At 49.3% G+C, this 23,520-nt stretch carries 26 protein-coding genes; 9 read left to right on the forward strand and 17 right to left on the reverse strand.

Features of this window, described 5'->3' with window-relative positions:
• Positions 1 to 101: 101 nt before the first annotated feature.
• Together QEP07_RS08885 and QEP07_RS08890 are read left to right on the forward strand one after the other, a co-directional pair.
• A complete protein-coding gene (locus QEP07_RS08885) occupies positions 102 to 566 on the forward strand; it encodes an RtcB family protein (RefSeq protein ID WP_285009563.1) in 465 nt (154 codons plus the stop codon).
• A 145-nt stretch (positions 567 to 711) separates the two neighbouring features.
• Positions 712 to 1,614, forward strand: coding sequence for a helix-turn-helix domain-containing protein (locus QEP07_RS08890; RefSeq protein WP_285009565.1), 903 nt, complete (start codon positions 712 to 714; stop codon positions 1,612 to 1,614).
• A 3-nt stretch (positions 1,615 to 1,617) separates the two neighbouring features.
• Here the strand turns inward: QEP07_RS08890 and QEP07_RS08895 are convergent, their stop codons facing one another.
• From QEP07_RS08895 to QEP07_RS08915, 5 genes are all read right to left on the reverse strand, one after another.
• Positions 1,618 to 1,938: a DMT family transporter gene (locus tag QEP07_RS08895; protein WP_285009566.1), complete on the reverse strand. Its 321-nt coding sequence runs from the start codon at positions 1,936 to 1,938 to the stop codon at positions 1,618 to 1,620.
• 122 nt (positions 1,939 to 2,060) lie between these two features.
• Positions 2,061 to 2,270, reverse strand: a complete 210-nt coding sequence (locus tag QEP07_RS08900) for a hypothetical protein (protein ID WP_285009568.1) — start codon at positions 2,268 to 2,270, stop codon at positions 2,061 to 2,063.
• Between the two features lie 13 nt (positions 2,271 to 2,283).
• Positions 2,284 to 2,649 carry a hypothetical protein gene (locus QEP07_RS08905; RefSeq protein WP_285009569.1) on the reverse strand — a complete coding sequence of 122 codons (366 nt, stop codon included), beginning with the start codon at positions 2,647 to 2,649 and terminating at the stop codon, positions 2,284 to 2,286.
• A 35-nt stretch (positions 2,650 to 2,684) separates the two neighbouring features.
• On the reverse strand, positions 2,685 to 3,080 hold the full coding sequence (locus QEP07_RS08910) for a GreA/GreB family elongation factor (RefSeq protein WP_285009570.1): 396 nt from the start codon (positions 3,078 to 3,080) through the stop codon (positions 2,685 to 2,687).
• Positions 3,064 to 3,276 (reverse strand): hypothetical protein, encoded by a 213-nt coding sequence (locus tag QEP07_RS08915; RefSeq protein WP_285009571.1) that lies wholly within the window; start codon positions 3,274 to 3,276, stop codon positions 3,064 to 3,066. Before QEP07_RS08915 ends, QEP07_RS08910 begins: the two co-directional genes overlap by 17 nt.
• 26 nt (positions 3,277 to 3,302) lie before the next feature.
• Here QEP07_RS08915 and QEP07_RS08920 point away from each other — a divergent pair, with 26 nt between their 5' ends.
• Positions 3,303 to 4,256: a hypothetical protein gene (locus tag QEP07_RS08920; protein WP_285009572.1), complete on the forward strand. Its 954-nt coding sequence runs from the start codon at positions 3,303 to 3,305 to the stop codon at positions 4,254 to 4,256.
• Here QEP07_RS08920 and QEP07_RS08925 read toward each other — a convergent pair.
• From QEP07_RS08925 to QEP07_RS08935, 3 genes are all read right to left on the reverse strand, one after another.
• Entirely contained in the window at positions 4,234 to 5,058 is an 825-nt protein-coding gene (locus tag QEP07_RS08925) for a hypothetical protein (protein WP_285009573.1), read from the reverse strand. The two genes, QEP07_RS08920 and QEP07_RS08925, sit on opposite strands and share 23 nt — an antisense overlap.
• A gap of 54 nt (positions 5,059 to 5,112) precedes the next feature.
• Positions 5,113 to 5,886: a hypothetical protein gene (locus QEP07_RS08930; RefSeq protein WP_285009576.1), complete on the reverse strand. Its 774-nt coding sequence runs from the start codon at positions 5,884 to 5,886 to the stop codon at positions 5,113 to 5,115.
• A 255-nt stretch (positions 5,887 to 6,141) separates the two neighbouring features.
• Entirely contained in the window at positions 6,142 to 6,402 is a 261-nt protein-coding gene (locus QEP07_RS08935) for a helix-turn-helix transcriptional regulator (protein ID WP_285009578.1), read from the reverse strand.
• Between the two features lie 113 nt (positions 6,403 to 6,515).
• Between QEP07_RS08935 and QEP07_RS08940 the strand changes: the two genes are divergently transcribed.
• Positions 6,516 to 6,740 (forward strand): hypothetical protein, encoded by a 225-nt coding sequence (locus QEP07_RS08940; RefSeq protein WP_285009581.1) that lies wholly within the window; start codon positions 6,516 to 6,518, stop codon positions 6,738 to 6,740.
• A 17-nt stretch (positions 6,741 to 6,757) separates the two neighbouring features.
• Here QEP07_RS08940 and QEP07_RS08945 read toward each other — a convergent pair whose 3' ends face one another.
• From QEP07_RS08945 to QEP07_RS08965, 5 genes are all read right to left on the reverse strand, one after another.
• Positions 6,758 to 7,831, reverse strand: a complete 1,074-nt coding sequence (locus QEP07_RS08945; RefSeq protein ID WP_285009583.1) for a TlpA disulfide reductase family protein — start codon at positions 7,829 to 7,831, stop codon at positions 6,758 to 6,760.
• A gap of 40 nt (positions 7,832 to 7,871) precedes the next feature.
• Positions 7,872 to 9,284 carry a RagB/SusD family nutrient uptake outer membrane protein gene (locus QEP07_RS08950; RefSeq protein WP_285009585.1) on the reverse strand — a complete coding sequence of 471 codons (1,413 nt, stop codon included), beginning with the start codon at positions 9,282 to 9,284 and terminating at the stop codon, positions 7,872 to 7,874.
• Positions 9,285 to 9,293: 9 nt separating this feature from the next.
• Complete coding sequence (locus tag QEP07_RS08955) at positions 9,294 to 12,701, reverse strand: SusC/RagA family TonB-linked outer membrane protein (protein ID WP_285009587.1); 3,408 nt, start codon at positions 12,699 to 12,701, stop codon at positions 9,294 to 9,296.
• A 115-nt stretch (positions 12,702 to 12,816) separates the two neighbouring features.
• Positions 12,817 to 13,992: a FecR domain-containing protein gene (locus QEP07_RS08960; RefSeq protein WP_285009590.1), complete on the reverse strand. Its 1,176-nt coding sequence runs from the start codon at positions 13,990 to 13,992 to the stop codon at positions 12,817 to 12,819.
• A gap of 76 nt (positions 13,993 to 14,068) precedes the next feature.
• Complete coding sequence (locus QEP07_RS08965) at positions 14,069 to 14,665, reverse strand: RNA polymerase sigma factor (protein ID WP_285009592.1); 597 nt, start codon at positions 14,663 to 14,665, stop codon at positions 14,069 to 14,071.
• 188 nt (positions 14,666 to 14,853) lie between these two features.
• On the opposite strand from QEP07_RS08965, the gene QEP07_RS08970 reads away from it, so the two are divergent.
• The 3 genes from QEP07_RS08970 (at position 14,854) to QEP07_RS08980 (ending at position 16,554) form a co-directional block, all read left to right on the forward strand.
• Entirely contained in the window at positions 14,854 to 15,057 is a 204-nt protein-coding gene (locus QEP07_RS08970) for a hypothetical protein (RefSeq protein ID WP_285009594.1), read from the forward strand.
• A gap of 11 nt (positions 15,058 to 15,068) precedes the next feature.
• The gene (locus QEP07_RS08975) at positions 15,069 to 15,848 is read left to right on the forward strand and encodes an ATPase (protein WP_285009596.1); all 780 of its coding nucleotides are present in this window, start codon (positions 15,069 to 15,071) and stop codon (positions 15,846 to 15,848) included.
• 103 nt (positions 15,849 to 15,951) lie between these two features.
• Positions 15,952 to 16,554, forward strand: coding sequence for an alpha-ketoglutarate-dependent dioxygenase AlkB family protein (locus QEP07_RS08980; RefSeq protein ID WP_285009597.1), 603 nt, complete (start codon positions 15,952 to 15,954; stop codon positions 16,552 to 16,554).
• A gap of 177 nt (positions 16,555 to 16,731) precedes the next feature.
• On the opposite strand, the gene QEP07_RS08985 is transcribed toward QEP07_RS08980, so the two are convergent.
• Positions 16,732 to 17,088 (reverse strand): bleomycin resistance protein, encoded by a 357-nt coding sequence (locus tag QEP07_RS08985; RefSeq protein ID WP_285009600.1) that lies wholly within the window; start codon positions 17,086 to 17,088, stop codon positions 16,732 to 16,734.
• Positions 17,089 to 17,128: 40 nt separating this feature from the next.
• On the opposite strand from QEP07_RS08985, the gene QEP07_RS08990 reads away from it, so the two are divergent.
• A complete protein-coding gene (locus tag QEP07_RS08990; protein WP_285009603.1) occupies positions 17,129 to 17,347 on the forward strand; it encodes a hypothetical protein in 219 nt (72 codons plus the stop codon).
• Here the strand turns inward: QEP07_RS08990 and QEP07_RS08995 are convergent.
• From QEP07_RS08995 to QEP07_RS09005, 3 genes are read right to left on the reverse strand one after another with little or no spacing between them, the layout of a single operon-like run.
• Positions 17,340 to 20,570, reverse strand: a complete 3,231-nt coding sequence (locus QEP07_RS08995; RefSeq protein ID WP_285009605.1) for an error-prone DNA polymerase — start codon at positions 20,568 to 20,570, stop codon at positions 17,340 to 17,342. The two genes, QEP07_RS08990 and QEP07_RS08995, sit on opposite strands and share 8 nt — an antisense overlap.
• 5 nt (positions 20,571 to 20,575) lie before the next feature.
• On the reverse strand, positions 20,576 to 22,084 hold the full coding sequence (locus QEP07_RS09000) for a Y-family DNA polymerase (protein ID WP_285010740.1): 1,509 nt from the start codon (positions 22,082 to 22,084) through the stop codon (positions 20,576 to 20,578).
• A gap of 2 nt (positions 22,085 to 22,086) precedes the next feature.
• Positions 22,087 to 22,728, reverse strand: a complete 642-nt coding sequence (locus QEP07_RS09005; RefSeq protein ID WP_285009607.1) for an ImuA family protein — start codon at positions 22,726 to 22,728, stop codon at positions 22,087 to 22,089.
• Positions 22,729 to 22,986: 258 nt separating this feature from the next.
• Between QEP07_RS09005 and QEP07_RS09010 the strand changes: the two genes are divergently transcribed.
• Complete coding sequence (locus tag QEP07_RS09010; protein ID WP_285009609.1) at positions 22,987 to 23,493, forward strand: alpha-ketoglutarate-dependent dioxygenase AlkB family protein; 507 nt, start codon at positions 22,987 to 22,989, stop codon at positions 23,491 to 23,493.
• Positions 23,494 to 23,520 lie beyond the last annotated feature (27 nt).

Here is a 23,520-nt window from a genome sequence, read left to right on the forward strand (position 1 = left end):
CCAAACAAGTAGTTTTACGGACGGCTTGCGGAAAACACCGAAAACTTGTTGCCTTCACTTTGCCTGTCGATATTTGGCTCAGCATTAGCAGTTATCTCAGTATGGAAAAGGAGAAGATACAAAATAAGGAACTGACCGAATTTCCAATATGGGGTCAGGAACATATCGAGTCTGGCGCGCTTGCACAAATGCGGACCGCCATAAACCTGCCCATAGCGGTTGCAGGTGCGCTTATGCCCGATGCACATCAGGGCTACGGCCTCCCTATCGGCGGTGTGCTGGCTACAGCAGCCAACACCATCATCCCTTTCGCCGTGGGCGTCGATATTGCTTGCCGAATGTGCCTGAGCATTTACGACCTGCCGGCCGAAGCCGTGGATACAGAAAAAGATAAGCTAAAAAGGATATTGGTAAACAACACCTATTTCGGCATGGGCTGTACCACCAAATCATACTTCGACAGTTCCTTGTTCGACAAGAAAACGTGGAACGAGACCGATCGCGATGATCGAAAACCATCTACAAAGACATCCATGCCATCATGGCCGCACAGGACGACCTCGTAGAAATACTTGCCAGATTTGAACCGCGAATCGTCACAATGGCCAATCCTAAAGAAAAACCGGAAGATTGATATCCCGATATATTCAGCAGCATGCGGCACAGATTGCAAAATAAAAATGCGACCTTTACGAATAAAAACCTGACCTTATGGACTTTGGCCAAGATTCAAAAACGCCGGGCAAACGCAGATATCTCTTCGCGCTGACACTGCTTCCCCTTATCGCTATCATCTGGGTGATCCTTGGCCCCGGGGAGGGCGACGATTTCAGACTGGCCAAAAGGGAGGTTTTGCTACGCAGTATCGGACATGAGCTACTCTTACAATCGGGCGACACCAGTTCAAGGGTGCTCCCGGTTCAAAAAGTCGCTGAACACGAATATCAGATTACTTTCGAAAAGGCCTTTACTTTTCAGCCCGATTCATTGGTCAATACTGCGCAGCGTGTGCTGGGCCGGGATCCGCATTCAGATGAGTATATCGTCAATGTACTGAACCCCCATAATGCCGGTGTAGCGTATGGATTTGCAATCGCCAAAAATAAAAAAGACGATATCGTCGCCTGCAAAGGAAGAAAGCAACCCACAGCGCGCTATACGATAAACATCAAATTTAAGCCCACAGGAACATTTGCGACAAAGCGTGAATACTTTCTGGGCGGCCTCTCCATGTTGGCTTTTGTGGGCTTGGTATTTCTCAAATCAGCCAGGCCCCCGCGATCTACACCATACACTCAGCACACCCGGATCCACAGATTAGGCGCCCTTTTGTTTGATCCGGAAAGCCAAACAATTACCCTGGATGGCACAACCACCGACCTGACGGGAACTGAAACAAGGCTACTTAGCATCTTCGCAGAGTCACCCAATGAAGTCATACCCAGAAGCCGCCTGCAAAAAGAGATCTGGGAAGACCAAGGGGTTATTGTTGGGCGAAGTCTCGACATGTTCATATCAAAACTACGAAAGAAACTCGAACCCGAGCCTGATGTCAATATCGTTGTAATCCGCGGTAAAGGCTATAAGCTCGAAGTACGCAGTGCTTTTACGTAAGCCCTAATCCACAGAAGAAAACTTCATTAAGATCAGGCCTGCAACAATCAGGCATGCCGCAATCACGCGGGTAGCGGTAAACTGCTCACCGAGGAACACTACGCCAAGGATAAAGGCGCCCACAGCACCAATCCCTGTCCAGATGGTATACGCGGTACCGAGGGGAAGCGTACGCATAGAAATTGACAGCAGACCAAAGCTTGCCACCATAGCTACAATGGTCACAAGCGAAGGAGTAAGCCGGCTAAAACCTTCCGACTGCTTCATTGCATAAGACCACACAACCTCCAGGGCTCCTGCAAGAATTAAAAATAACCAAGCCATTTGCTTAATCAGGATAATATCGGGTCGTCCCGAAGTATTTTTCCCACTATGGGGGAGGCCGTTCCTCCTAAGAACTCCCTTTCGGGAGGTTACAAAGATAAGGAATTGCCATCAATTGTATATTACTTGCCCGACTGCGCAAGCCTGAAATCCTTCAACAAACAGCCGTCTGCAAACCCAGGGGAATAGATCAGTTTAAATAAGTCAGCATATCGACGGGCAAACACTACTTTATCCTGCCTGACTTCAAACAGCTTGATGGCAGTGCCCGGTTCCTGCGGCATGGGCATCAAGCTAAAGTACAAGGCATCAATAATACTCCGCTGTCTCAAACTGTCATCAATCTTACGGTTTTATTGATGCAGAAGAAGCAGAATCAGCTAAAGACAATCTTATCGGCAAACCCAACTGATTGATCTCCGCAATGGCCTCCTTCACAAAACTTTTATGCTCGGCCGATTGATTGCCGGAGATAGCAATCGTAGGATCATCATTCCACTTAGAAATGTTATTCAGTTTCTCACTACTGAAGTCCTCATGGAACACCGTCTCATAAAAGTAATTCAGGGTCTCGACATCATACTTACCCTTCAGGCGTTCTAAATCCTCATCACTGATAGTCTGGCCACCCCCTGCAGAGCAGCCCATAACTATTGCCGCAAAACTGATCCCGAGCACCCAAAGGGTAAGTCGAATTTGCATCCTGATCATTTAGTCAAGATATAACTTCGTGCAATCTAAAGCAACTAAATCCTCGAAACACTTACGATTTCATAAGTCTTCATTCTGCCTTCAAACTCCCATTGCACCGTTGCCCCCTCCGGGTAGCCCACCATAGCAAGGCCCATTGGAGACAGGATAGAAACCGTACCATTCTTCTTCCTCGCACGGTCCGGAGCAAGAAATTTGAACACCTCCTGCTCCCCTGTAGTCGTATCCTGCACCGTAACCATCGTTCCAATCGCCACCACATCCGGAGGCAGATCCCTTGTCACCACCTGAGTGGCCTTCCTCAACTGCGCCTCAAGTTCCGCTTCGTTAAGCTTACTCAGCTTCTTTCGTCTGATGTGATCTTTCAATAAGTCGTACATTCCCTTAGTAAGTATTACAGGAGATTCATTCATCTCATTTATAGTTGTCATAATAATTCTTTAATCGTTTCTGATGATATTGCCTAAGCTTATACCGGATCTGTTGTTCATTGTGAAGCCATCTCAAAGCAGCGCAGCCAATGATGGCCAGCAAAATCAATAGCGGCTTACCTACAAATACCGCAAGTGAAATGACCAGCAAATCCAAAGCAATAAGCAATGCAAAAGCCAGCTTCATTAAGCCCATATCGTAAAAATTTAAGTAAATAAAAAATGGAGGTATCCCCGACCCGGACCGGGCGGGGCTTACTGTATAAAGTCCTTACTGCTTTTCAGGAAAGCATCTCCAAGGCTGTATTGCAGCTGCAAAAACCGGCCAAACATACCCGTGGCAATACGCAATTGCTGAGCAAGCTGCACGCTAAAAGAATAAAGTATGCTATAATAGACCATTATTACAATGATACGAAAAATAGCCCTGATAAGCAAATCCTGCTTACACAAAAGGCACTTCACTGTTCAAAGTGTGATGATTCTCTTATTTTTTTTGATATTGTATCAAAAATAGAAATGACAAGATTCATCCCACTCCTGGCCTGCGCCCTTATCTTCTCATCCTGCGGAAACAAAAAACCATCCGGCCAGGCCCTTGAAACCGCATCGGATTCCGTAGAAACCCGGCAACCCGAAAAAATGATTGTTACCCATACCGACACCCTGCAGTTCATTCATTTCGAAGGAAACTTCGACTATTGGTATAACATCTTTCTGAACGCTTCCAAAGACACCATAAGCCTCGTTACCGATAGCGCTATCGACGACCGCTTTAAAAACACCTTGTTCGAGGTCAAATGGTTCGCTGATACCCTTTATGAGGCTGGCGACAATGACAGTAAATACACCGCGAACCGCATGTCGCATTTCAGGCCCCTCAAAGGAAAACCCGTTGTAGCGCCTATTACCGAAGAACAGATTCTGCGGGACATCAGGAATATCCCCGAAGTACGCAGCGGTGCAGATCAGGCAGGTATAGCAGAACGACCCAGCGAAGGGAAAAACTACTACCTTGTTGAAACCGGATCAAGGGAAGAGGATAATTTTTCAAGGTTCATGATGTTCAGGGTCTACATCTATCCGCATTACGAAATCAAGGTTTACGATCCTGCGCAGGACACAGACTTCAGCCTTGAAGCCTGGAGAAAGCTCAGCGCTTCTGTTTCACCATAAACACCCGGCCCTGGCCAAACGAGGGTTTGTAAACAAGAAACGCAGGAACTTTTTTGGCAAACGATCCGGGAAACTTACAGTAAGACAGGTCCGTCCCGAAATCATGCGGTTCCTGAAGCAGAAAGCCATCCCTCGTTGCGGGCGACCTGAAACGGATCGTCTCTCCTTCTACATGCAGATCAAAATAACCCGTTCCTGCCCAGGCCGGAGCAGATCCGACACCTGTCGGACTACCCATTCCCCGAAACGGATTCAACCAGTGCGTCCTGAATTCCTCCACGCCAAAATGCCGGAGCTGCAGCTCTGAGCGATCCGCCTTCCAGTTCGGGAAATTCGGGATATGGTCTGGTAACAGAATACTATGCTTACGCCATTCCTGCTTAATGTTATACATTTCGCTGATGTGGCCAGACGCCCTCCCGTCAACGTCGAAAAAACAAACGTGTTTCAGTTCATCCATCATCCCACTTTTGTCCACAACATACTCAGTCGTGGCAACCATAAACAGGTTCTTCAACGTGTCAAAACAAACATAGCCTCCATCTTTCGGCCAGTATCGTCCGGGCTCCAGTCCGGGATATGCTTTTCGCATTTCCTCAGAACGGTCGGCAATCCCTTCCTCACGCATATATTCCAGTTTCTGGCCTTTCAACTCAAGCTCCAGCAAGACGAAGTTTTCACTCCCTGCCTCCTGCCCCAAAGCCGGGTACGTCTTTTCCAGATTTCCCGACTTAATCCGGTTGATCAAGATCAGCAAAACGGGAATAAGCAAAACAATTAAAATAACGGTGAGGACTTTCATAGCTCTTTCGTTTAGAAAATTCAAGGTCAAAATACCTTTCGGTGAGTTCCCAAATCATAAAACATACCATGCATACACCGGTTGCGATTCAAAATCCTTGATTTTTAACACACCCTGTCGCATGGCTAAATACAGGTCAGTCCTATCAATCAACATCGACGTTGGATATAGAGAGCCCCAATATATCGGCGACTTCAGGACTTCCGTAGTTTTAAAGCCTCTTCCCAACTTAAGTAGATGCTGTGAAGTGACGATCAGGAGCTCATCCCCGAAGCGCTCTATAAGTATGGGTGCATCGACAAGCGTGGTAAGCAATCTGCAAGACCATCTATCGCCTTCTTTAAAAATTTCCAGAATCTGCCCGCTGTAGCTACCTAAATGCGCAAGCCCTTCAATAGCCAGTAACTTTCCGTTATATTCAATGATGGAACGAACATTGATACGGTCCCGAACCACCTGCAGTCCTCCATCGAGACCAATAAAAAACAAACCGCCGCCAAACTCACCGCCATCCTTCCCCACCAGAAAGCCGTCAGAAACTCTTTTTACAAAAGACTGTCCCCTCTCCAGCCCAACTTTACGTTTCACATCAGAAGTAATAAGACCTGGTGGAATGCTGTCACCTTTTTGCTGCCCATCTTTGTTTTGAACAACTTTCCATTTGCCACCGGTCAACTTAAAAAGCCAGTTGTCAGCCGAATGATTAGCCGTATAGAAACGTTCGCCGACAGGAAGACTATCAAGTTTCCAATTCATCAAATCCGGCACTTGAGCGTCCGATACCAGAGAAGATAATACCAGCGCAATTAATATGGAGAAAGCTTTCATATGACAAGAGATATACCCAAATATAACAATTCCATTCCGCGCTTGCATGATCCAGTGCGGCAAGTCTTGTCAATTTCGGCATTCCCGGTGACCAGACCATTCACAGTGCCACATCAAAAACCAGTTGTCCCTATGGCCAGATACCAAACCACGGAAGCGAAAAGCACTATAAGAACCCAATCAACTGAAGTGAACGATTTAAACATAAGGCAGATTTTTGCTAGCCAGAAAGCAATGGTCGTGCCAATGAGGATCCTACTCCTCAAACCCCTCTGAAAAAAACTCTTCCAGGGTCATATCAAAGGCCTTGACAATCTTCACCAGTGTAATGTATTTAAGGTTCATACCTTTTTCGTAACGCCCCCATTGCGAGCGGGAGATCCCATGGTCATAAGCGAATGCCTCGTAGCTTTTGTAGTTTGCTTTGAGACGAAGACTTTTAATTCTCTCGGCCAATTTCCTGAGATCCTCCGGACTGAAGTCTTCTTGGGTTGAGATATCTTTGTCACCTTGCATGATGCAAAACACGCAAATAAGCCCCTCCCGTACAACCACTTATAAGAAACACCTCATAAGTGGCTTTTTGTGTTTTCTTTGATTAACTTTGCCGTAAATTAAAATAGTTCAAAATGAAAAATTTCAGCCACCCTATACTTCAGCGAACATTTGCTGACTTAAATTTCAGCCCGAAATTCCTTGAATTTGCAGCGGAAGAGCAGTTCCCCACTCCCGCAGACATGCTGCAGCTGTCCGTATTCCAACTTGAAACACGTGGCATGGATGAAGATCTCATTTTCGAATTCGTACGCTTTCTTGAGAAAGCCGGACTAGGCGATCTTCTTACGGAGAAGTAAAGCATGGCTTCTCTCTATCAATCCAGCAGTTCCCTCAGCTTATTTTCCAGCATCTCTCCCCTTAAGTCCTTCGCTACGATTTTTCCTGACGGATCTACCAGTAAATTGCTGGGGATGGCCCGGATACCAAAAAATACCGACACCTCATTGTCCCAGCCTTTCAGGTCCGACAGCTGTGTCCAGGGCATTTTGTCGTCCCGTATAGCCTTTTTCCAGTTGGCCGCTTTGTCGTCCAGTGAAATCCCCAGAACAGTGAAGCCTTTTTCTTTAAAAGTATTATAGGCTTTCAGTACACTCGGGTTTTCTGCACGGCAGGGCATGCACCAGCTCGCCCAAAAGTCCACCAGCACGTACTTGCCTTTAAACTCGCTGAAGCTTACCGGCTTACCGGCAGTATCCGCCTGTACAAAATCTTTTACCTGCGTCCCGATCTGGCTGTTGGCCATAACACTTAATAGTCCGGCAATTCTCTTCCCGGCACGGGTCTGTTTTGCCGATTCGTGAAGCATGGCGTACAAGCGGCTTTTCTCCTGGTATTCACCTTCCAGCCCAACCAGATACACGCTGAATGAACTTTTAGGGTGGTTGGCAATAAACTGTGCCGTTCTAAGTGCAAACTGCTTTCGGTTTTCATCCCGCTGCTGCTCAATCGCAGCTTTTTTCGCCTCGGAAGTGGCACTTTTTAAGCGCACATACAGCGAATCCCACTGTACCCTTAAGTCCTTGGTCATGGCTACAAACACATCATTATCGCGTTGCATCGGTGCGCCGGTCAGTTTGTAAGATGCCAGGGAGTCCTTTATTCCGGTGAGCTTCATGCGACCGGGCTCGGCAAAAAAATAATAATTTTTACGGCCGGTTATCAGGGCAATCCGCACAGGTTCTTCCAGGTCCGCTTTCCAGATAAAGGCATCATTGGATGCGGTTAGGGTATCTGTTGCAGATACCCCGTCCTTATTGTAAAAGATTTCAATGGTGCCGTTGGCAAGTCCCTTGAGCTTTCCCGAAAGCACAGTGTTTTGTGCTCGGGAAGTCATGGTCAGGGTAAGCAGTGCAAGGAATACACCACTCAGGTATTTCAGTTTTTTCATCAATGTGTGTTTTACAGGAATAATAAAAGCCTCTTAGTGTTTAGCGGTATCCGTCGTTTTGGTCGAGGGAGGTGTTAAGGTCCCGCTGAGCCTGGGGCACCGGGTACAAGGCTGCCGCTGGGGTGTAACCGGCCTTCACGACGTTCAGTACAGTTGCGGCTGAGGTCGACGGTGTCACGTTACGTTTCAGATCAAACCAGCGGTTTCCCCATTCAAAACACAACTCCACCTGGCGTTCATGCATTATGGCATTTAATACCGCATCCTGTGAGGTCACATCTGCCGTGCTGGCTTCCAGACCCGCGCGCTCGCGGATGATATCAACATCTGATAAAGCGTTGGCGAGGTTGTTCAGACGGGCAGCGGCTTCGGCCCGGATCAGCAGCACTTCGGCCAGCCTCAAGATCATGTATCCTTCGAGCGGCAGATTGGTTGCCTGTCGGTTACGATACTTGGCGGGATAGCTGAGCGGGTTACCGTTAACGACCGTGGTACCCACCCAGCGCTGCCGGCGCTGGTCTCCTGCCTCAAACTTGTTCAAAAGAAAAGGCGTCACCAGATACCTTGGCGTTGTTGCACCGGAAGGGATGAAGTTCTGCGCCTCGGCGGTCTGCTGATAGGAGTTTTTCGCTGGTATCTGCCATATGGCTTCTTCACTTCCGTCAAGAAACACTGCGTTTAAAGGAACCTCGCTCAGGCGGTAAACATTCGAGCCGACAACATCATCGGCCTCATCATACGCCGCCTGCCATTTGCCCTGGTACAGGTATACTTTGGCTAGTAAAGCTTTCGCGGTATACAGGTTCGGCCGGTACCTTGCCTCTGAGGGGTAATCGGGCGACAGCCTGTTGAGCGCGTCATTCAGATCGGCCGTGATCTGTGCATACACCGCATCCACGGAAGCCCTGGGCAAACGTGCGTTTACGCGGTAGTCGGTCGACGTGACCAGGGGCACCCCGCCGAAAATATTGACCAGGTTAAAGTAGTACAATGCCCTCAGCACCTTCATCTCTCCTGTTAGCTGATTTACGAGGGAGGCCGAGAGCTTATTATTGTCAGAAATTCCTTCCAGCACATCGTTCACCTTGTAAAGGGCCTGATAGGGATATTGCCACAAGCCAATAATGCTTCCGTTTAAGGGGGTAAGGGAATAGTTATAGAACTGTGGCCTGTCTGAAGAACTGAGGGTGGTCGACAGCTCATCGGCGGAAAGTCCTGTCGCTATGGTAAAGTTGGCATCGCTGTAGCCAAAGCCTTTCGACTGGTTATAGGTATACACGCCGGCTACGACCGACATCACTGAGGCGCTGTCTGCAAATTGCTGTTCCCTGTTAATAAAAGATGGCGGGTTACCCGGTAACTCGACCAGTTTTTTACAGGACGCAAGTATGCCTAACATGATCAGCAAATAACCTGCGTTAAATATATTTTTATTAAATGACCTTGTTTTCATGACAACGAGTTAAAATTTAAAGTTCATACCAAATGCGACGATCCGTTGAATCGGGAAGGCTGTATACGTGCCCGGCTGTTCAGGATCGCCCGCCTTATAATTCGTAATCGTAAACAGGTTCTGTGCGTTTATATAAATACTGCCGCCGCGCACATGCATTTTCTTCAGAAAATTGTCCGGTAGGGCATACGACAAGGCGACCGTTTTTACGCGCAGATAGGTATTGTTGCTGTATATGCCGTCCGACTGCGTAAAGGGCGGAATCGTACTCAGTGAACCGGAGTAAAAGCTGCTGCCTAACCGCTGTATGGTGACCTGATCGTTGGGATTTTTCCAGTAATTGCCCAATATTTCTGCGGGTTGGTTCACCTGCGAACCCGGGAAGTCACTGTAATAAAGCCCTGCAAGATAATTCGGCGCATTGCTGCTGGAGAACTGGCAGAAAACATATAGGCCGAAATCTCCGTAGGTAAAATTATTACCAAAACCACCCATATACTTCACTTCCATATTCCCTATCGGGACCTGGTCGCCGCCATTGGCTATCCTGCCCGATTTCGGACTGGAGGTCACCTCTCCGTTTCTATCGTAAAACTCATAGAGCCCGGTTTCTGGGTTTACCCCTTTATACTTATAGCCGATGATGGTCGAGACGGGCTGTCCGACGATATATTTATTGGCATACGCCGACGACTCCAGGTTCGGGAACTCAAGCAGTTTATTCCGGTTTAAGGTTAAATTGAAGGTGGTCGACCATGTAAAATGCCGTCCTTTAACATTGGCGGTTGTCGTCGTAAATTCCCAGCCCTTATTTTGCACAACCGCATCCAGATTTCCGAACACACGGGTGAAACCGCTTTGCGCAGCTAGAGGCATATCTACCAGTTGGTTGCCTTCCCTGTTCCGGTAATACGTAGCATTTAATACCACCCGGTTATCGATAAAACCAAGATCCAGCGCCAGGTTCAGCGACTTCTTGGTGGCCCAGCTGAAATCCGGGTTATAAAGATTATAGGCATAAGCTTGTTTAATGTCCTGGAATGCCGGCACACTAGATAAGTTCTGATAAAGCGCCTGATAAGAGTAAGCCCTGGAAGCGTCCCCTCCCGATGTTCCGTAACTTCCCGATAACTTTCCATAGGTCAGGATCGGGAAGGTATCAAACAGGCTTTCCTCCGAAAATATCCAGCCGGCACCCACAGAGGCAAAGTTTCCGAACTGCCTTCCCGGACCGAAATTGCTGGAACCGTCTCTCCTGCCCGACACCTCCACAATATACTTCTCGTCGTGCACGTATTTAAGTCGCGCAAAGCCCGCACTGTACCTGAGCAGATTTAACGTTTCGGAAGGATAGGTCGTCGTAGCACCAACAATGGTCCGCAAAAAATAATCGCTCGAGTAGCCGTAGCCCTCCACGCGGTAGGCATCGCTGCTCACCTTTTTGTAGGTACCACCCAGTAAGGCGGTCAGCACACCTTTACCTAACGGCAGGGTATAATTCAGCTGCGGCTCCACGTTAATCGTCTGGGCCACGTTATCGCCAAAGGCTGCACTTGGCTCCGCCCAGGTAGGTTCCTGGGAACTGGCCGGGTTTTCAGAACGCTCCACGGTACTGCTCCGGTTAAAGCCGATGTTAGCACCTAAAGTCAGGCCGGTCAGCACCTTGTAAGAAACATTTAGTGCCGTGTTAAAGTTGTAATTCTGAAGATATACAGGCCGCAAAAGCCCGGCGTAGAAATTCTGCCCATCCAAAGAATATCCCTTATAGTTCCAGATCAGGTTGCCCGAGGCATCTTTAAGATCGGGTAGGTTCGGAGCAAGTACGATATTCTGGTTCCCGCCATAAGCGGCAGAGTTGTTCTGGTCATAGCCATAGTCGGTAACCAGGTCGAGGGAAAGGCGATTATTGGCCGATCCGCTGTGCAAGGCACTGTGTAAAGTAAACCGCTGATCTGAAAAATCTCCCGGATAATTATAGTTCGAGCGGGTATAGCCTGCCGCCACCAGGTAGGTGTTCGACGCAGTTCCGCCAGATACCGTGGCATGGAAGTCGGTATTATTTGTTGTCCTTCCCCTGATGATCTTTTGCCAGTCGGTATATTTATTCTGGTCGAAAAGCGTTAAGTCAGGGGCATAACCCATGTAATCGTCCGGGTCACCGGAAGGTGTAATTTCATCCGCGGCAAAGGCTTCTCTCCGCAGCTGGAGATATTGCTGCGTGTTCAGCATTTCCACCGGACGGGCCACATAGTTAAACTGCGTATTGAGGTTCACGTCAAGACTGGTTTGCCCGGACTTGCCACGCTTTGTTGTAATTAAAACCACCCCATTTGCGCCCTGCGAACCATAGATGGAGGTGGCAGCGGCATCTTTAAGGATGGTGATGCTTTCAATATCGTTGGGATTAATGCTGTTAAACGGACTGATCCCTGTGGCCTGACTGATACCGCCGGTAAAGGATTGTGCCGTGGCCAGACTGTTAAGCTGGTTGATGTTCACGTTTTGCTGTGCAAAAGGCACACCGTCGATAATAAACAGGGGCTGGTCGTAAGGCTTAACCTGGAGGGTAGTGCCCAGCGTATTCTGCCCGCGCACCTGTACCAGCGCTGTGGAACCGGGTACACCATTGGTGCCGTTCACGGCAAGTCCCGCAACCCGGCCCTGCAAGGCAAGCAGCGGATTGGTCACCGGCTGCTTCTCGATCTCACTGGCATTTACTGAAGCAACGGAGCCGACACTAAAGCGCTTCTCTTCGTTGCCGTAAGCGATAACCTGCACCTCGTTAAGTTTCGACTCGATCAGCTCCAGGGCAATATCACCAAGCTCTGGTCTTACAACGACTCTCCTGGTCAGATAGCCCACATAAGAAATTTCGATCTCAGCTTTTTCATTCACTCCGCCCAGATAAAAGGTTCCGTTTGAGCTGGTCTTCGTGCCCTTAGCTTCTCCTACTACCGAGATGTTGGCGCCTGCAAGAGGCTTACCGTCCCGGTCTACAATACGGCCGCGCACATCAATATTTGCAAAAATGGCGCTCACCTTCTCAAAAATGGAAGGCTCCTTCTTTTTAATGACGATCGTTTTTTCGAGAAGTACATAGGTAAACGGCTGGTTTTCCAGGCAGGCACTTAAAGCGTCCTGAACACTGGCGTCGTGGATGTTCAGGCTAACCGGCCTGGCGTTCCGCAGCAGGTTCTCCTTCACGACAAAATCGTACCCGCTTTGCTGCCGGATCGCGTTGAAGACCTGTTCAAGCGACAAATCTTTTCCTTTCAGCGAGATCCTCTGCCCGTAACTGGCAGCCGCGACCTGCATAAAGGTGAATAGCAATAATACGGTGGTTAGTCGCATAATAAGCAGAATTTTAGCGGCATAGCGTTTAGGCACCGCACGGTTGTTGGTGTAAATTTTATACATTTGTTTGTCTTGGTTAGTTGATAAGTCAATTTTTTTCGCCTGATCCGGACATTGGCCAGCTGTGTTGCAACCACATCTGGCTTTTTCATGGATCATTGAGAGATAGTGTTGGTAGCTATTTCGTCACAGTAACCCTCCTTCCTTCTATCTCAAAGTGAACTTCCCCTGTTGCTTCTATGACTTTTAATATGGCAGATATATTTTTAGACCTGGAAACCACGCCTACCAGTTTCAGGTTTGAGGGGGCAGACGGCGTGTAAACGATTTCCACGTTATACCATCTTGCGATCTTCCGCATCAAAACATCGAAATCAGTATCCCTCAGCACAAAATCACCGTTCTTCCAGGCAACAACACCTGCGGTATTTACAGCATTTACCTGGATCTTACCAGCGGGGGTTAGGGCCGACTGCTCACCGGGCCGCAGCCTGGCCTTCTGTAACGACAATACGTTCACGCTGCCCTCCAGCAAGGTGGTTTTAATGACCGGCTCGTCATCATAGGCGTTAATGTTAAAATGGGTACCCAGCACTTCTACCGTCTGATTTTTAGAGGACACCAGGAATGGCACACGTTGTGCAGTTTTCGCAACCTCAAAATAAACCTCACCGGTGATCTCCACTTTACGGACTTTCAGTCCCGCAAAGGAGGCTGGAAATCTGATAGACGAACCTGCATTCAGCCACACTTTAGTCTGATCGGGCAGGATCAGCTGATACTGCTGTCCTTTGGATGTAGTCAGCGTATTAAAAGATTGCTCCCCGCCCTGCGCTTCAATTCCCTTGGCCTGGTACAATACCTGACCATCCGTGGCCTTAACAATGCTCGTCCCGGATTCTTCTGCAAGCTTACCTTCCAGGGCATCAGAAAGGCTGATGTGCCGACCGTCACCCAGGGTTAAGGTAGCGCCATTTGTCCCGGCCGGTATGTCTTTCGAACGGCTTATACCTGCAATTTCCCTTTCCCTCGTATTCCAGCTAAACCATAGCAGCGCAACCGATCCAACGATCAATAGCATAGCTGCGGCAATGATCTTATAGGAGAAAGGATAACGCTTTTTGGTTTCAAGCTTCTGGAGCGTCTTGTTCCATACGGCATCCTCATCAAAAGCATTATACTGAACCAGCAAATCCCGCAGCCGCTCCTCAGTACCGAACTGCTCGCTGAGATACCTGCTGTTTTCAGGGGAAGCAGCGATCCATGCGTTCAATTCAGCCGCCTGTTCTTCGCTCAGTTCTCCCTTTAGGTAGCCGGCGATAAGCCTTGAAATATAAAATGGTTCTTTTAGCATCGGTCGGGTTTGGTTCCTGCGTTTAATATAGAAACGAAGCAGCCTCCGGTTCAACCCATAAAACCTGAAAAATATTTTAGCGGCTTTCAATAAAAAGAAGCAGGGCTACTATGCCCATTGATGAAATGCCCCTTTTCAGCATTGCCGTTTTGAGCAGATTTACCGCCCTGGTTTTATAATTTCGCACCGTTTGCTCAGACAGGCCCAGCCGATCTGCAATCTCCTCTGTCTTTTTGAGATCAAAATAAATCAGCTTAAAAACTTCCTTATAGTTATCCGGCAGCATCTCGATCTCCTCGTCCAGTATCGCGAGGACCTCCGCCGTAATCATGTGATTTAAAATCGTGTTTTCCCCTCCCTCCTGCGCATCGGAATACGCTTTTTGCGCACGGGTTTTCACCTTAGCGCGACGTATAACGTCCAGACAGGCATTTCGGCAGCTGATATAGAGAAAAGCTTTGATGTTTTCCTCCGTTTTAAAATCCCTTCTTCGCTCCCAAAGCTTCGCGAAACACTCCGCTACAACATCTTCAGCCTCCAGCGGATCGTTAATAAGACGGTTAGCAAAAAAGCCGAGCGACCTTGCATGAAGCTTAAAACAAAAAGACAAGGCCGAATGATCACCACTACGTAGAGATTCTGTCCAGTTCTTTTGCCCCTGCCATGCCATCATAAGCCCTTGTATTTTATGATGCAATATCTTTAATTATTTTGACTTCGCCAGATTTCCCCAAAAGTGAAGCGCAATCCCTCTAACATATCATTCATCAAGAATTGGAAAAGCGGAATTTAAAGGTCTATTTCAGGTTGAATTAAAAGGAAGTTTTAAAACAAGATGTTATTTTTGTATCTTTAACTATTATGGCAAGTAGATCAAGAACAAGTGATGGGTTTGCTTATCTTACTAAACGAATAGTTGTAAGTAAAGCAAAAAGTGCTGGTAAAGCCGCTGCTAAGAATGCAATGGAACTGATGGGCTATGTCGTAACTGTTAAGGGTGACTGGGTAGTGAAGGAATATCAGGATGGAAGTTCCGAACGAATTGAAAAACTTCAAAAGGCCTAATTCTATCATCTTTGTCGGAGCAAACTACACCACAACTTCGTCTTAGGGTTTTTGCCGGCCCCAACGGCTCCGGTAAAAGCACTGTTATTAAAAGCATTCGTGAAACTGAGGTAGACGACAACATCAAGCTTGATGTCGGGGTTTACATTAATGCAGACGATATAGCAAAAGATTTAAGTGCTGGAGATTTTTCCTTTCAATCATACAGCGTGGAGTGTACTGCCACTGATCTCGTTAAATTTGGTGAGACATCCGGATTATTGTCCAACGAATTTCCGGCAGATCAATTTCGCAATTCTATTAAAATTTCGGGACCGAAGCTTTCTTTAATCATACCAGAAAGCCTGGATCGCGTGGCGCAGATTATTGCTAGGTTTTTAAGGCATGCATTTATTAAAGCCAGGCGACGATTTTCGTTTGAAACCGTGTTTTCTCACGAATCTAACCTAGATGACATGCGCCTAGCCGCTAAAGCAGGCTATAAGGTTTACCTTTATTTCGTTGGGACCGAATCTCCTGAAATTAATAAGTTTCGCGTAGCACTGCGGGTCAAGGGAGGGGGACATCATGTTCCCGCTGATCGGATTGAAAAGCGATACGTGCGCTCTATGGAACTTCTTAAAGAAGCTGCAGAGATCGCTTACCAAGGATATTTCTTTGATAACTCTATCAATGATGAACCTTACCGGCTTGTAGGCCACTTCAAAGTGATAGCCGGAAAAAAGGAATGGGATGCTATTCCTGAAGATCAAGTTTCGATCTGGTTCAGAAAATACTATTCTAAAACATAAAGCAGCGTTTAGGCTTCAGCAAATGCCCAAGCCGAAATCCATGCTGGTCGGCTAGCATTACTAACATTTTTAGCTAAATTGCAAAAAATTGTACCTTTGTATCATGAACCTTTTTGCAGAGACCGAACTGTTTGACGGAGGCATAGAGAAGTATACCGACTTCCAATTGCCGGATACCGAATTACGGCTATGGCAGCATTTTTTCGAAAAGCAGGAAGCAGATAAATATTACAATACCCTACTCAAAGAATCCCCCTGGCAGCAGCGCTCCAGGAAGATGTACGACAAGATCGTTGCCGATCCAAGACTGACCGCATACTATGGAGGAGAAAACGGCCACCCCTGGACACCGATGTTACTGGAAATTAAAGCGACGATTGAAAAGATCACGGAGATCAGCTTTGACCGCGTACTGCTAAACCTCTATCGCGACGGCAAAGATTCCGTAGCCTGGCATAGCGACAACCTCCCGGCAGACGGCAAGCACCACCACATCGCTTCCGTAACCTTCGGCGATACCAGAGTTTTCAAAGTGCGCCATAAATACAAAAAAGAGATCAGGCAGCTAGACATCCCGTTAACCCACGGAAGCTTGCTGCTCATGGGCGAAACCATGCAGGAATACTACGAACACCACGTCCCCAAAACAGCCAGAGCCATTGGGCCAAGGATTAATTTGACGTTTAGGATATCGGAGTCTATTTAAATATGTCAAGTATTATGTTCGCTTTACTTGACAATGCATCACAAGTTATTTATTACAAAAATCAACATGGGAACAATATAAGTTACTAATAAACAGATTTTTGCAAATAAAATGAGAGTCCTTTTTTGATATTTATTCTTGTTTTATTTTTTTCTTGCCAAATCTTAGGTTCCCCCATTAGAAAGCTTCCCCAAAAGTCAACAGGTTATGATCCGGGTCCAGCAAAGAAAACTCTACCTGCCCCCAGGGCTTACGCATCAGGGAACCATTCGGATGTATCGCTACGCCCCGATCTACCAACGCCTGATAAAACTCGCTGATACCCACACACCGGAGATACACCTGCCCGTAGTTTTCCGTTGGATTTAACTCCCTGAATAGAAAAAAATGAAGCTCGACCCCATCCCTGCCTACCATCAGGTACTCAGGATAGTCTGCGTCACCCAGAACCGCAAACCCAAGTTGATTTACATAATAATCCAATGTCGCAGCCTTGTCGCGCATCGGAAGTTTAGGGCAAACAGATTTTATCATAACAAAAGCTTACCCCCAATTTACTAATTTAGGTCAACATATGTTAAAAGTGAAGGACAAATCCATATCAAGTGTCTTCATTAATTTAGGGCAGAATGCCGACGCTATGGAGCTTTTATTTTTCTTCGACTTGGAGGACTTATCGCAGACCCAGTACATAGCAAAAAATATTCTGAAAGAGTGGGCACACGATTTCAAAGACAGGTATGGGTTCAATCATTTCATTTGTAGAGAGGAATTAGCAGGAGATATCACCTAAAATTCCTCCCCCCATGAAACGCCTCCTTCGTAACCTCTTCCCTCACCTGCGACCGCTTATTCTGACTCGGATAAGGCACCTCCTTCTCATCTGCTCTGGATAAAGTCAGCACAGGCAGATCATCCACCTCCCGTTGCACCAGCTTGCCGAGCATCTTCGTCAGATCCACACACTTGCTCACAATCACATGCACCACGCGGCCTTCCCGCTGCAAACGCCCTTCCACCATCAGCAGCCGCGCATGCAAGATCTCCTTTCGGTACGTCTCAAACAACTTCTCGAACACCACCAGGTTGGCATAGCCCGTTTCATCTTCAATGGTAATAAAACACACCCCCCCGGCAGTTCCCGGCCGCTGGCGCACCAATACCAAGCCAGCCACCTTGACGAGCTGACCGGCGCTTGCATCGTTATTGATCGCATGGCAGGAACGGATGTTCAGCATCTCCAGTTGCGGACGCACAAAGCTCACCGGGTGGGCCTTTAGCGACAAGCCCACACTCGCGTAATCCTGCACCACGTGTTCCCCCTTAGTCATCAGGGGCAATTCGACCTGGGCTTCCAGCTGACTTTCCGAAACCTGCCCTTTAAAAATCTCCACCGGCATATCCGCCAGGGCCGTCACCTCCCAGAGGGCCTTACGCCTATCTAATCCTAAAGACCGAAAAGCATCGGCATCTGCCAGCACCTGCAAAGCCGTCAGGGAAACACCCGCATCCCGCAGGGCTGTTACGGTCGCATAACGCGAACCACGGCCTCCGACCAAAGCTTCCACGTCTTCTTCCCGGATCCCCTTGATCTGCCGGAAACCCAGTCGCAGCGCGAAATACTTCCCCGACTGCTCCTCCAGCACATTATCCCAGAAAGAATAATTCACATCCACCTCCCTCACCTCTACCCCATGCTTGCGCGCATCGATCACAATCTGCGCAGGCTGATAAAAACCCATGGGCATACTGTTCAGTAAAGCCCCGGCAAAGGCATCCGGATAATAATGCTTCACCCAGCAGGAAACATACACCAGCAGGGCAAAGCTCGCGGCGTGACTTTCCGGGAAGCCATAACTCCCGAATCCCTCCAGCTGCTTAAAGATCCGCTTGGCAAATTCTACGGTATAGCCTTTGGCCACCATGCCGCTGATCAGCTTCTCCTCCCACTGGTTCACCATCCCCTTAAACTTAAAGGTGGCCATGGAGCGCCTCAGCCCATCTGCCTCAGCAGGGGTAAAACCCGCCGCTACAATCGCGATCTTCATCGCCTGTTCCTGGAACAGCGGCACACCCATAGTCCTGCCCAGGATCTCTTCCAGTTCTTTAGAAGGATAAGTCACCGGCTCCTCGCCATTGCGCCTGCGCAGGTAGGGATGCACCATATCACCCTGGATCGGACCGGGACGCACAATCGCCACCTCGATCACCAGATCATAAAAACAGGCAGGTTTCAGGCGGGGCAACATCTGCATCTGGGCGCGACTCTCAATCTGGAACACCCCCAGCGTATCGGCCAGCTGGATCATGCCATATACCGCATCGTCGTCCTGGGGGATGTTTGCGAGGGTTAGCTCGCGACCGTACTTCAGCTTCACCAGGTCAAAAGCCTTGCGGATACAGGTCAGCATCCCCAAAGCCAGCACATCCACTTTCAGGAAGCCCAGGGCTTCAATATCATCCTTGTTCCATTCAATATTCGTCCGGTCGGCCATCCGCGCATTCAGGATCGGGCAGAGGTCCGTCAGCTTGCCGTTGGTGACCACAAAGCCGCCGGTGTGCTGACCTAACTGCCTCGGGAAGCCCATCATCTGGGCGGTCAGCTCGAGCGTCTTTTTCAGGTGCGGATCATTCGGGTTCAGCCCCGATTCGGTCACCCGCTTGCCTTCAAACCATTCGTCGGTAAACTCCCATAGGGAAGAGGATAGCTTGTTCACCGTATCCAGCGATAAACCCATGGCCTTGCCTACATCCCGGATCGCGCCTTTCTGGTGCAGTTGGGTCACGGTGGCTACAATCGCTGCGCGGTCGCGACCATACTTATCATAGATGTACTGAATGATCTCCTCCCGGCGTTCATGCTCAAAGTCCACATCAATATCCGGGGGTTCATTCCTGGCCGATGAAATAAAGCGTTCAAAGAGCAGGTCAAACTTCATGGGGTTAACGGAAGTAATGCCCAGACAAAAACAGATGGCCGAGTTGGCTGCCGATCCCCTGCCCTGGCATAAAATCCCACGGTTCCGGGCTTCGCTGACAATATCCTCCACAAACAGAAAGTAGTTCGCATAATCCATCTTTCGCACAAATTCCATCTCATGGGCAATCATGTTCACCACCTTTTCCGGCACCTCTTCCCCGTAAAAGGCATGGGCGCCCTTCCAGGTCAGATATTCCAGTTCTTCCAGGGGCGTCCTACCGCTCGCATTGATCTCCGAAGGATACACATACCGCAGTTCATCCAGCGAAAAAGTGCAGGCAGAAACAATCTCCGAAACCGAGCGCAAAGCCTCGGGATATTTTCGGAACAAGCGATGCACTTCGGCGACCGGCTTCATATACCGCTCCGCATTGGCATGCAGGCGGAACCCGGCATCCTGGATCGTGCATTTCTCCCTCACGCAGGTCAGCACATCCTGCAATTCCCGCCGCGAGGGATCATGATAATACACATCACCCGTAGCCACAATAGGCAGGTGAAAACGTTCGGCCAGCTGCTGCGTGCGAAAGATCAGCTTTTCATCATAACCGGTATACATCCGGGAAACGGAGAGATAGAGCCGGCCTTGCAATTTCCAGGCGTAGTCCCGCACCGCAGCAATAAAAGATTCCTCATATTCAAAACGCCTGTTCAACACCGAGGGCATCACCAAGATATACAGCATCCCCTCGGAATGGGCAAAAACATCGGCTCTCGACAAATGGCATTCCCCTTTCTCTGCCCGCATATTGCCCAGGGTCAGCAAGGCGGAAAGCCGGCCATAAGCAGCTTTATCGGTAGGATAAGCCAGTAAACTCGGCCCATCCAGCAAGTCCAGTCTGCAAGCCGGGATAAAGCCGATCCCTTTCTCCTTACAGGCCACATGCGCCCGCACGATGCCCGCCAGCGTATTCCGGTCGGTTACCGCGATCTTTTTGTAGCCCAGTTCTGCCGCACGCGCCGCCAGCTCATGGGCATGGGAAGCCCCGCGCAAAAAACTAAAATTAGAGGTAACCTGCAATTCACTGTACTCCATATCTCTCAGGCAAAAAATCCATGTAAAAACCACTGCCAGCCCTTGCGGTCGTTGTAGTGACCAGAGCGGTACATCCAGAAACGCTGACCTTTATCATCCTCGATCCGGTAATAATCCCGGTGTTCGCCCTCATCCATCCACCATTCCCGTTCTATCCTTTCCGGCCCGTCGGCACGAATCACCTGGTGCTGTTTACCCTGGTACACGAAAAACCTTGGCGGATGATCGGGAACAAGGGCCATCACCTCCACGGCTACCGGTCGCTCCAGCAGTTCCGTCGGACGGGGCTTGTCTACACGCCAGTCGTCCAGGCGCACTTCCGTGACCGAGCGTGCATGGCCGATGCTCCGTTCCGGCCAGTACCTGGAGGCGGGGATATAGCGGTGCACGGCTCCGGGGCCAACCTTACCGGCTACCCGGTCGATGAGCTGCAACACACTTTTATTGTTCAGGCCGGGCTTCGAACTCCATAAGGCCTCCTGCGGCACTTCCATTGCATCCACCTGGCTGGCTTCCAGCTCAAACAACTCTATGCCCAAACCCGGGCGGATCTGGTCAATCTTCAAGGCAAACAGCGTAAACAAATGACTCACACTATGCGAGGCCGTGCTCGTCCCGATGGTCACCTGCACCAGCTTGCTGTCGATCCGGTAGCCCGACAAGGTCCCTTTACGCAAACCCTTGCCTTCCGCTTCCAGGCGTTTGCACAGGGCCGACAACAGTTCTTTGATGGCAAGCTCAATCCCTACGCGGGTGCGGATCGGTTCCAGGCAGGGCAAACGCTCCCGGAAAGCCACCGGCAGCTGCAAGGGCACCAGTACCTCGTCTTCCGTACCCAAAGCCTGGGCGATACGCAGCAGAAAGCCTTCGCCGAAACGTCTGCGCAGTACCGAACGCGGCATCCCCAGAAAACTTTTGATCTGGTAAAATCCCAGCTTTTTCAGCTTAGCCAGCGTCGCCTCTTCCAAACGCAATGCCGATGGTGGCAGCGGAGAAATAGCCTCCACGATCCCGCCTTCAGGCACCAGCGGAGATACCTTGCCGAAACGCGATACCGCCCATGCCGCGCCAGGGGTGTCCGCAATTGCGCAGCGCACGGAATAGCCCTTAGACTTCAGCCTGGAAATAATCTCTTTCAGATAACCCCGCTCACCGCCCCACAAATGCGTACAGCCCGAAGCATCCACCAGTAAACCATCTTTACCAAAGGCATCCACCGCCACAATGGGCGAATAGCGGATACACCACTCCCCCAAAGCCCGCAGCAACTTTTCCGCACGGCCAATCTTATCATCCAGCACCTCAAGGCCGGGACAAATCGCCCTGGCATCTGCACCGCGCATGCCCAGGCTAACGCCCCGTTCGGCGGCCTGGGGACTAACCGCCGTTACCAGCATACGCCCGTGATCGGGCAATACAAAAACAAAAGGAACCTCCTTTAGCTCCGGTCTGCGGATCACCTGCCAGTCGCTCAGCAAATGATAAAACCATATGGAAACATAGCGGCGCCCCATCACTAACCAATATTTTCAAAGGGCAGGTATACCGGCGCTTCTGTGGCAGCGCGATCCAGCTGCACAAAACCATCCCCCTGCCATTCCAGTAACCATTTACCCGGACTCCCGCTGCGCACCTTCAGCAGCTCCACCTCCCAGCGCGGAAAACCAACACCCGGCATCCCGCTCTCCTCTATGGAAGGCACCGGAACAATTCGCCAGCGCGCGGTAGACACCGTACTCGCCATCCGCTTCAAGTCCTTACGGATCACCAGGCCCGGAATCCCGTTCTTCTCCACCGCCAGTTGCAGGCGCCTGGAATCGATGAGCGACAAACCATCCACTTCAGCAACCACCGCGGCCAGACCATCGCAACGCAAAGCCTCCTCCATAATCCACAGCACCTCCTTCTCCGACTTTACATCTATGAAGATGATGCGGTCGGGCTCCAGACCAAAAGATGCCAACGCCGCCGGAAACAATCTTCGCCGCGTACCGATCCAGACACAGCCCGCCCCGTCAGTCATCAAACTGCCAAGAAGCCCTGCGATAAAGCCGTCCGCAGCGGCAGCTTCGGCGGGGGTGTGACAAACAAACTCATGAATCGCCTGGCGCGGAAAAACCCCATAAGGAAAAGCCTGCTCAATCTCCCCAAGCCCCACCCGCTCGGCCTTACCCGAAGCCTGTGGCTTGAAGCCCTGCAGGAGGAGGAGATCCTGCTGAAGCTTGAGAAATATTTCCTTTTTTGAATCCATCACCAATTACACAACAAAGTAAAGCTAAAATTGTTAGTAAATTACAAAATGTTGAAAACTATACTAATATTTTTAGTTATTCCACAAGAATTGATATCTTTGTATTATGAACCTTTTAGCGGAGACCTATTTAAACAATCCCCCTGGCAGCAACGCTCCAGGAAGATGTACGACAAGATCGTTGCCGATCCAAGGCTCACCGCCTACTATGGCGGAGAAAACGGCCACCCCTGGACACCGATGTTACTGGAAATTAAAGCAACCATTGAAGAAATCACGGAGATCAGCTTTGACCGCGTACTGTTAAACTTCTATCGCGACGGCAAAGATTCCGTAGCCTGGCATAGCGACAACTTGCCGGCAGACGGCAAGCACCACCACATCGCTTCCGTAACCTTTGGCGATACCAGGATCTTCAAAGTCCGCCATAAATACAATAAAGAGATCAAGCAGCTAGACATTCCATTAACCCACGGAAGCTTGCTGCTTATGGGCGAAACCATGCAGGAACACTACGAACACCACGTCCCAAAAACAGCCAGAGCCATTGGCCCAAGGATTAATTTGACGTTTAGGATATCGGAATCGTCTAAGCCGGTATATGAGGCGTTCCTGCGGCGACTTCAGTTGGTTGATAGTCAATTTCGCAGGTTACCGCATGTCGGGAGCTAGGGAACTGATCTTAACGTTGTAAGGTTC

The sequence above is a fragment of the Pedobacter faecalis genome (assembly GCF_030182585.1).
Classification (GTDB): domain Bacteria; phylum Bacteroidota; class Bacteroidia; order Sphingobacteriales; family Sphingobacteriaceae; genus Pedobacter; species Pedobacter faecalis.

What these genes read in the sequence shown, in the direction of transcription:
- QEP07_RS08910 (WP_285009570.1), bottom strand. Translation starts at nt 3,080, where the DNA reads ATGACAACTATAAATGAGATGAATGAATCTCCTGTAATACTTACTAAG.
- QEP07_RS08945 (WP_285009583.1), bottom strand. Translation starts at nt 7,831, where the DNA reads ATGAAAAAACTGAAATACCTGAGTGGTGTATTCCTTGCACTGCTTACC.
- QEP07_RS08905 (WP_285009569.1), bottom strand. Translation starts at nt 2,649, where the DNA reads ATGATCAGGATGCAAATTCGACTTACCCTTTGGGTGCTCGGGATCAGT.
- QEP07_RS09010 (WP_285009609.1), top strand. Translation starts at nt 22,987, where the DNA reads ATGTACGACAAGATCGTTGCCGATCCAAGGCTCACCGCCTACTATGGC.
- QEP07_RS08885 (WP_285009563.1), top strand. Translation starts at nt 102, where the DNA reads ATGGAAAAGGAGAAGATACAAAATAAGGAACTGACCGAATTTCCAATA.
- QEP07_RS08990 (WP_285009603.1), top strand. Translation starts at nt 17,129, where the DNA reads ATGTTAAAAGTGAAGGACAAATCCATATCAAGTGTCTTCATTAATTTA.
- QEP07_RS08940 (WP_285009581.1), top strand. Translation starts at nt 6,516, where the DNA reads ATGAAAAATTTCAGCCACCCTATACTTCAGCGAACATTTGCTGACTTA.
- QEP07_RS08950 (WP_285009585.1), bottom strand. Translation starts at nt 9,284, where the DNA reads ATGAAAACAAGGTCATTTAATAAAAATATATTTAACGCAGGTTATTTG.
- QEP07_RS08935 (WP_285009578.1), bottom strand. Translation starts at nt 6,402, where the DNA reads ATGCAAGGTGACAAAGATATCTCAACCCAAGAAGACTTCAGTCCGGAG.
- QEP07_RS08965 (WP_285009592.1), bottom strand. Translation starts at nt 14,665, where the DNA reads ATGATGGCATGGCAGGGGCAAAAGAACTGGACAGAATCTCTACGTAGT.
- QEP07_RS08995 (WP_285009605.1), bottom strand. Translation starts at nt 20,570, where the DNA reads ATGGAGTACAGTGAATTGCAGGTTACCTCTAATTTTAGTTTTTTGCGC.
- QEP07_RS09000 (WP_285010740.1), bottom strand. Translation starts at nt 22,084, where the DNA reads ATGGGGCGCCGCTATGTTTCCATATGGTTTTATCATTTGCTGAGCGAC.
- QEP07_RS08895 (WP_285009566.1), bottom strand. Translation starts at nt 1,938, where the DNA reads ATGGCTTGGTTATTTTTAATTCTTGCAGGAGCCCTGGAGGTTGTGTGG.
- QEP07_RS08985 (WP_285009600.1), bottom strand. Translation starts at nt 17,088, where the DNA reads ATGATAAAATCTGTTTGCCCTAAACTTCCGATGCGCGACAAGGCTGCG.
- QEP07_RS08890 (WP_285009565.1), top strand. Translation starts at nt 712, where the DNA reads ATGGACTTTGGCCAAGATTCAAAAACGCCGGGCAAACGCAGATATCTC.
- QEP07_RS08920 (WP_285009572.1), top strand. Translation starts at nt 3,303, where the DNA reads ATGGAGGTATCCCCGACCCGGACCGGGCGGGGCTTACTGTATAAAGTC.
- QEP07_RS08970 (WP_285009594.1), top strand. Translation starts at nt 14,854, where the DNA reads ATGGCAAGTAGATCAAGAACAAGTGATGGGTTTGCTTATCTTACTAAA.
- QEP07_RS08930 (WP_285009576.1), bottom strand. Translation starts at nt 5,886, where the DNA reads ATGAAAGCTTTCTCCATATTAATTGCGCTGGTATTATCTTCTCTGGTA.
- QEP07_RS08925 (WP_285009573.1), bottom strand. Translation starts at nt 5,058, where the DNA reads ATGAAAGTCCTCACCGTTATTTTAATTGTTTTGCTTATTCCCGTTTTG.
- QEP07_RS08955 (WP_285009587.1), bottom strand. Translation starts at nt 12,701, where the DNA reads ATGTATAAAATTTACACCAACAACCGTGCGGTGCCTAAACGCTATGCC.
- QEP07_RS08980 (WP_285009597.1), top strand. Translation starts at nt 15,952, where the DNA reads ATGAACCTTTTTGCAGAGACCGAACTGTTTGACGGAGGCATAGAGAAG.
- QEP07_RS08915 (WP_285009571.1), bottom strand. Translation starts at nt 3,276, where the DNA reads ATGGGCTTAATGAAGCTGGCTTTTGCATTGCTTATTGCTTTGGATTTG.
- QEP07_RS08960 (WP_285009590.1), bottom strand. Translation starts at nt 13,992, where the DNA reads ATGCTAAAAGAACCATTTTATATTTCAAGGCTTATCGCCGGCTACCTA.